The 898-nt window shown below is 38.3% G+C and carries 2 protein-coding genes; both read left to right on the forward strand.

All coding sequences use genetic code 11. From position 1 onward, the window contains the following. Nucleotides 1-113 precede the first annotated feature (113 nt). On the forward strand, nucleotides 114-314 hold the full coding sequence (locus FEM33_RS01510; protein WP_262711951.1) for an integrase core domain-containing protein: 201 nt from the start codon (nucleotides 114-116) through the stop codon (nucleotides 312-314). Between the two features lie 112 nt (nucleotides 315-426). Further along, the gene (locus tag FEM33_RS01515; RefSeq protein ID WP_139010358.1) at nucleotides 427-852 is read left to right on the forward strand and encodes a hypothetical protein; all 426 of its coding nucleotides are present in this window, start codon (nucleotides 427-429) and stop codon (nucleotides 850-852) included. Nucleotides 853-898: the final 46 nt, after the last annotated feature.

Here is an 898-nt window from a genome sequence, read left to right on the forward strand (position 1 = left end):
CTGTGGAAGGCAATGTTAATAAACTAAAGACTATAAAAAGGCAGATGTATGGAAGAGCAAGCTTTGAATTGCTCAGAAAAAGATTGGTACTTGCTCCTGCTTAACCACCAAAAGTGGGGAAGAACCAACTTCTCCGAAATACCCAGAATGCTCATTGGTTCTTGTCTTTGGAAGATGCACAGGGGAAAATTGAAAGTTGGCGACAGGAATATAACAGCTTTCGGCCACACAGTTCACTTGGTAATTTAACCCCAGACGAAGTCGGATTGCGGGTGAAAAGAGAAGAAAATAAAAGCCTGATTTTCCAGCTTTGATTGTCCAAAATTTGGGAGACCCTCAATATTTCTAAAGAAGACCTTACAAGCTTAGATAGCTTTGCAGAAAAGGTTTCGGAAAAACTTTTGGAAATATTCCTGAAAAAGATGGATGAAAGAAAGCAACAGCTTTTTGAGCTTATCTATTCGTCAGGTGGTAAGGCGTTATCAAGTACCCTCCTTACAGCAAGAAAAAACTCAAATGGCTAAAATCGCTTTTGGAACGAATTTCTTAATGACACAACCAAAGAACACTCCGAAAAACATCAATTTAATTTTGACGATGGACATTACAAACCTTCCCGAAGATCTATGGAAACATAACGAAACTCATACTTCGGATTTGCAAATTTTCAATTACGAAGTGTATAAGAACGGTTCCAGAAACAAGATTGTCCTGAATAAAAATGTATTCAGTTTCTTATTGGATGGTCAAAAAAACATTCACTTTTCTAATGAGGGAGTGTACGCTGAACTGTGTCAGGGTTTGATTTTGGGAGATTCAGCCGCCCAAGAAAAATTCTCGATCTGCCTGTAATCTGTCACCAAATTTAATATACAATTGAGACATGGTCAAGCCCCAG

The sequence above is a fragment of the Dyadobacter flavalbus genome, assembly GCF_006149045.1.
Lineage (GTDB): Bacteria > Bacteroidota > Bacteroidia > Cytophagales > Spirosomataceae > Dyadobacter > Dyadobacter flavalbus.